Annotated in this window: 4 protein-coding genes; 1 reads left to right on the top strand and 3 read right to left on the bottom strand. The window is 67.9% G+C overall.

The genetic code is table 11. The features are described 5' to 3' along the window. Positions 1–127 precede the first annotated feature (127 nt). Positions 128–289 carry a hypothetical protein gene (locus tag FCI23_RS57895; protein ID WP_169317456.1) on the bottom strand — a complete coding sequence of 54 codons (162 nt, stop codon included), beginning with the start codon at positions 287–289 and terminating at the stop codon, positions 128–130. 614 nt (positions 290–903) lie between these two features. Here FCI23_RS57895 and FCI23_RS53650 point away from each other — a divergent pair. After that, complete coding sequence (locus FCI23_RS53650) at positions 904–3,126, top strand: bifunctional glycosyltransferase/CDP-glycerol:glycerophosphate glycerophosphotransferase (protein WP_136731442.1); 2,223 nt, start codon at positions 904–906, stop codon at positions 3,124–3,126. A gap of 46 nt (positions 3,127–3,172) precedes the next feature. Here the strand turns inward: FCI23_RS53650 and FCI23_RS53645 are convergent, their stop codons facing one another. Continuing rightward, entirely contained in the window at positions 3,173–5,191 is a 2,019-nt protein-coding gene (locus tag FCI23_RS53645) for a hypothetical protein (protein WP_136731441.1), read from the bottom strand. Positions 5,192–5,562: 371 nt separating this feature from the next. Continuing rightward, positions 5,563–5,772, bottom strand: coding sequence for a hypothetical protein (locus FCI23_RS63500; protein ID WP_322974062.1), 210 nt, complete (start codon positions 5,770–5,772; stop codon positions 5,563–5,565). Positions 5,773–5,929: the final 157 nt, after the last annotated feature.

The raw sequence follows: 5,929 nt of genomic DNA, 5'->3' as shown, positions 1-5,929 counted from the left end.
GCCCACCACCGCACCTGGCCCCAGCCCGCCGCCCCGCCGGCCGAGGCGGTCACCATCACCCCCGCGTCCAAGAGCGCCCCGGCCAAGCGAAAACCCAAGGTCACCGCTTAAAACAGCGGCATTGGGGTTAGGCCGAGCCGGTCCGGTTGATCCATCCGGCGGCAGGCACGGGGTCGGCTCCGGCGTCGAGGGCGGCCCGGCAGGGTATGGAGGGCCGCTTCCGCGGCGGCGGTGGCGATTCGCCGCCCATGCCGTGCTCGCCGAGTACCCCCAGCACTACAATCAGCATCGTCCCCACCCATTGAGGCAGCAACTACCACCCCAATCCACCCCGGCAATTGTCGCCGGCCTTGAAAACCACCGGGTTCGAAGACAGCCCATACTTGGCCGTTATCTCCGAGCGGCACAGGACAAGCCGACGCGGCACCTGATCGCAACCCGACCGCCGCTGCATACGACCTGCACACTACAGATTGTAGTAGATTAGGAATGGCTGCCGCCCAGCTTTCATCGCCCGTCGCCGCCAGAGCATCACCGGTTCCCCAAGGTGCCTGCCCGTCCCGGCCTCGGTCGGGATGGCGACCGCTCTCGCTCGAAAGGGATCGTTCACTTGCCATACGTGTGTCGCTGTCCGCCGATCTCTGTCCTTGACTTCCTGACCGCCGTCTGCCAAAGACGCCGAGTTGTTGGTATTTCGACAGAAGAAGGCGCTGCTGCGCAGGCAACTCGCGGCCCGTGCGGTACGAGCCGGTGGACCGGCTGTGGTTCACGGCTCTGTGCTCGCTAATATCCCGGCGGCGCTGGGTGCGCGTGTTCCCGGAGACACCAGAGACCGTGTTCGCGTGGCATCCAAGTCCCAGCATCGGCGCCGCAAACGGCCCGTGACTCGATCGGAGATCCTGTATGACCTCAGAACCCAGAGCCGCAGCACAGAGGGCCGAGGTGCTGATCAGCATCGTCCTCCCTGTGTACCAGGTGGAGGACTACCTGCGGCCGTGCCTGGACGCGATCGCCGGGCAATCGTTTTCCGCCTTCGAGGTCGTCGCTGTGGACGACTGCTCGCCGGATGGATGCGGGGCGATCCTGGACGAGTACGCGCGGAACGATCCACGGATCCGGGTGGTGCACCTGGAGCGCAACGTCGGCCTCGGTGAGGCGCGCAACGCGGGGTTCGAGCGCACGCGTGGCGAGTACGTCTGGTTTCTCGACAGTGACGACTGGATAGCCGACGAAGCACTGGCCGCGATCGCCGGCAGGCTGGCTTCGAGCCGCCCCGACGTGCTCTTCGTCGACTATGCACGGGTGCTTCCGTCAGGCCGTGTCGAGTCCAATCCGCGCAGGCACCTGCTGAGCGAACCACCGCCGCCGGATGTGTTGGATCTGCGCTCCAGGCCGAGCGTGCTCCAGTTGATGATGACCGCTTGGAACAAGGTGATCCGCCGCGACTTCCTCGCCGACCTGGGCCTGCGTTTCGGGCGCGGACTCTACGAGGACCTTCCGGTCACCTATCCGATTCTGATGGCCGCCCAGCGGATCGCGCTGCTCGACCAGGTCTGCTACTTCTACCGTGAGCGGCGCGAGGGCGCGATCACCGCCACCGTCAGCGACCGGCACTTCGATGTGTTCGGGCAGTACGAGAAGATCTTCGGATTTCTGGACGACCGGGGCGCGGCGGTCGAGGAATTCCGCGCGCAGATGTTCGACCGGGCGATCTGGCACTACACCACCATCATCGAGGACCCCGGCCGAGTGCCGGCAGCCCGGCGGCGGGAGTTCTTCGGCCGGATGGCCGAGCACTTCGCCCGGTTCCGGCCCCCGGGGTACTCCTATCCGCCGGGCGCTCGCGGCACGAAATTCCGTCTGGTGGAACGCGATGCCTTCCGGCTGTTCTCCACGCTGCTTCCGGCGAACCGAATACGCCTGACGTCACGTCAGACAGTGGCTCGGGCGGTCGGCGCCGGACGGAAGACGGGCCGCCGAGCGCGCACGGCACCGTCGCTGCTCTATTACCACATGCACAAGCGTCTTCCGATCGATGACGGGCTCGCCGTCTACGCCGCCTACTGGTACCGAGGCTACGCGTGCAATCCGCGGGCCATTTACGAGGCGGCGCGGGAACTGGCCCCGGAGGTACACGGGGTGTGGGTGGTGCGGAAAGACGCGGTCGACTCGCTGCCCGCCGGGGTGGACCATGTGGTGGCCGGGTCGTTGCGCTCCCTGCGCGTGCTGGCTCGCGCGAAGTATCTGGTCAACAACGTCAACTTCCCGCACTCGGTCTCCAAGCGCCGCGAGTCGGTGCACGTGCAGACGTTGCACGGTACCCCGCTCAAGGCGATGGGGCTGGACCAGCAGCGGTACCCGGTCGGCGCGCAGGACATGAACTTCGCGCGGCTGCGCGAGCACTCCGCACGCTGGGACTTCACCATCTCGGCCAACCCGCTCTCCTCCGAGGTGTGGCAGCGCGTCTATCCCGGCCAATACGAGTTGCTGGAAACCGGATATCCGCGTAACGATCGGTTCTTCCGCGCAGGCCCGGAGGAGATCGCCGGCATCCGCGCCGACCTCGGCATCGCGCCCGGGCAGACCGCGGTCCTGTACGCGCCGACTCACCGGGAGTACGCGGCAGGCTCCGAGCCGCTGCTGGATCCGTCCCGACTGGCAGCCGCGCTCGGGCCGGAGTATGTGCTCCTTCTCCGTGCCCACTACTACGACGTCGACGGCACGGGCGCGGCCGCCGAGCAGGGCGGCAACGGCAAGGCACGGGTGGTCGATGTATCGGCGTACCCCGTCGTCGAGGACCTGTGCCTGGCGGCCGATGTGCTGGTGACCGACTATTCGTCGATCATGTTCGACTATGCCAACCTCGACAGGCCGATCGTCGTCTACGCGCCGGACTGGGAGACTTACCGGCGCACCCGCGGCGTTACCTTCGACCTGATGGAGCAGCCGCCGGGGGCCGTCGCCACGACGGAGGACCAACTCATCGAGGTGTTCCGCTCCGGCGAGGCCGACGCAGGCGCGTCGGCCAAGGCGCGAGCCGAATTCCGTCGCCGGTTCTGTGTGTTCGACGACGGCCACGCGGCGGAACGGGTGGTGCGGCGGGTTTTCCTCGGCGAGACGCTCTGACCGCCACCGCCACCGCCACCGCCACCGCCACCGCCACCGCCGACGGTCAGCGCTTTGGTTTGTCGGAGAGGACTACCGGGGCCTCGTGACCTGTCTCGGCTGCGGCGCGAGCCAGGAGACTGTCCAGTGCCCGTTCGAAGAGGGCGAGAGTATCCGATTCGAACGGGCCCAGCAGGTAGCTCCGCACCCGTCGACGTTCGTCGGCCAGCGGATCGGCCCCGTCCTTGCCCAGATGGTCCAGGATCTCGTCGAGTTCTGCGGGATCCGCGCCCAGCAGGTAGCCGGCCGCCGCCGCCGGATAGCGCTCGCGGAACTGCTCGGCGCCGAGGCCGGCCGGGTTGGTGACGGCGTACGGCTTGTCGGTGACAAGGAAGTCCGTCACGACCCCGGATATGTCACCGATGAGCAGTTCGGCGTGGTTGAAACAGTCGTACAGGCTGGGGGAGGACCCAGTGGCGACGCGGTGCCGCCACCAGCCTTCGGCCGCCCAGTAGGCGTCCTGCCAGGCGGCCAGCGCCGACTCCCAGGCGGCGCCCGGCGGCAGGGCAGGGGATCCTGCGTCGCGCGCGGCCTGCGCCTCGTCTCCCCGCCCGCCGCTCGGCTGTCGCAACTCCTCCAGGCGGCGTGCGAGCTGCGGGAGCTGGACCGCCTTCGCGGTTCTCTCCCTCTGCTCGTCCTCGGCCCGGCGCCGGAATTCGGGTAGCGCGTCCCGGCTGGCGTTCGCCTGGTCGATCATCGTGAGGATCTCGGCATGCGCCGTTCGCGCCCGCCGGTTCAGGGTGCCGGTCAGCGGGTGCGGCCGGTAGATCAGGCGGACCCGCGGCACTCGCTCCAGCAGCCTCCTGACGATCTCCGGTCCCATGCCGATCAGCGACGTCGCCGCGCCCGGATCGCCGTGGAAGCCCTCCCAGGTCGGCGCGTACAGCACCGTCGGCATCGGGGAGAGGGGACCGGCGCCGGCGGCGTCCACCGGCCACAACGGCGGGCGGCCGACCTCGACGACGTCCGCGTCGGCCACGCCGACCCGTGATCGCGCATAGCGCTCACGCCCTGCCGGCCCGGCGACCCACACCTCGTCGTACACCTTGGTGAAGGGGTTGAAGCTGGTGGGTTTGTCACTGTCCCCGTGACCGAGGTATGCCGTCCGGAAGTCGGGCTGACGCAGCAGGTGGGTGTTGTTGGCGGCGTTGGCCACGAACAGCGCGACGTGCGCGCTCGGCAGCCGGAAGGCCGTCAGATCGTTCCCCAGCGGCAGGCACACCACAGGCCGGGACGTCGGATCAAGCCTGGGGAGCATCTCGCGCTCGCGCAACACGACGACGACCCGCCGGTCGAGCCGATCCAGCGTCGGCAGCCATCCGTTGAGCTGGTAGGCCGATTCTATTGCCCCGGAGAAGTACACCAGGACCTCGGGTGCGTAGGCCTGTAGCTGTTCGTTCACTGTCCGTAGCACGGCGCCCTTGTTGGCCAGATGTCTGATGCGCCACGCGTGCCGGGCCAGCCACCCGGTCGTGACGAGGCCGGCAAGCAGCGCGATCCCGGTACCGACCACCGCCCACCGCAGGTCCGCCACCGCGGCGACCGCCACGCCCGCGATCAACGGCAGGTCTACGAGCGCAAGCGGCCCGCGGTGCAGATCCATCAGGTTTCGTGGCGGTGCGTTCGGGATCCGCAGCACGGACAAATCCACGTTGCGGGTCACCACGGGCAGCCGTCGACACCACCAGACGAACAGCAGAAGCGCCGCGAAACCCACCCGGAGCACCTGCAGCGCGAGGAAGCCGAAGACGACGACGACAAACGTACTTGTCCCGGCCTCTCCGAGGCGGGCCAGCAGCACGAGCGCTGACGCGCCCCGCACCACCGAACCGGCCGTGACGCTCACGCACACCCGGCCCAGGGGGTTCATCGAGCCGACGATCCGGCGCAGCGCGGGGGGCTCCGCGAGGTAGCTCGCCGCCGCGAACGCCGCGAACGCCCACCCATTGGGCACCACCGCGGCCACAAACAGCCCGAGCAGCGCGAGCGGCAGCCCGACGATGCCCACGGCGGTCAGCGGGGACACTTTACCCAGACGCTCGCCAAGCCGGTTCCTCGGGGCCTCCGCTTTTATTACCACCCGATGGTTTTATCAGAGCCGCGCCGCCCGACGTCGCCCACCCCGGACTCCGACGCCCCCACGGACGTGCCGGGGGCCCGGCCGGAGCCGTCCGTCCCAGGACTTCGTACGGCCGGTCTCCAGGCCTGTACCACGGCGATCAGGAAACACCGGGATGGCTCAGCTACACAGTCACCCGGCCCCGCGGAAGCACCAGCGGATCTGCACATATAGCGCCGAATCGCGGAACGGACTCAGTCACCGCGATCCGCTGGTATTCGACGAACGGCGCAACGTCGCCCTCGTACAATTCACGACTGACCTGCGTGCCGTCCGCCTCACAGTGCATGACCACTACCGTGCAGCGGTCGAGCACGGAGAAGTCTCCAATGCCATCCGGCAAGGGACTGAAAATACTCGGCGAGCGGCCGAGAAATGATATGGACGCGGTGCGCCTTCAGTCCTTCCGTGTGGCCGGATGAGTACGTACGTGCGTCGATATGCCCGCCCGCCCGAAAGGCAGCCGGACTTTCTACCTCTTGCGGCATGAGGTACTGAGGCACAGTCTCAAGCAGCCATACCTAGTGTCTCGTGATCCTGCAGTCGTTACTTTGATCGATGGGGCTCGTTGGTTCTGGCATGGAGCTCTCTGTGGAACAGACCGCTGAGTTGCGGGAGTTGGTGAACAGTCGCGACGTGCCGGCT

It is taken from the genome of Actinacidiphila oryziradicis, from assembly GCF_005047355.1.
GTDB lineage: Bacteria > Actinomycetota > Actinomycetes > Streptomycetales > Streptomycetaceae > Actinacidiphila > Actinacidiphila oryziradicis.
The sequence above is the reverse complement of the archived record's forward strand: the minus strand, read 5'-3'. Positions and strand labels throughout refer to the sequence as shown.

Bases quoted from the DNA above. Each gene is read 5' to 3' on its own strand.
- FCI23_RS57895 (WP_169317456.1), bottom strand. From the start codon at position 289: ATGCTGATTGTAGTGCTGGGGGTACTCGGCGAGCACGGCATGGGCGGC.
- FCI23_RS53650 (WP_136731442.1), top strand. From the start codon at position 904: ATGACCTCAGAACCCAGAGCCGCAGCACAGAGGGCCGAGGTGCTGATC.
- FCI23_RS63500 (WP_322974062.1), bottom strand. From the start codon at position 5,772: ATGCCGCAAGAGGTAGAAAGTCCGGCTGCCTTTCGGGCGGGCGGGCAT.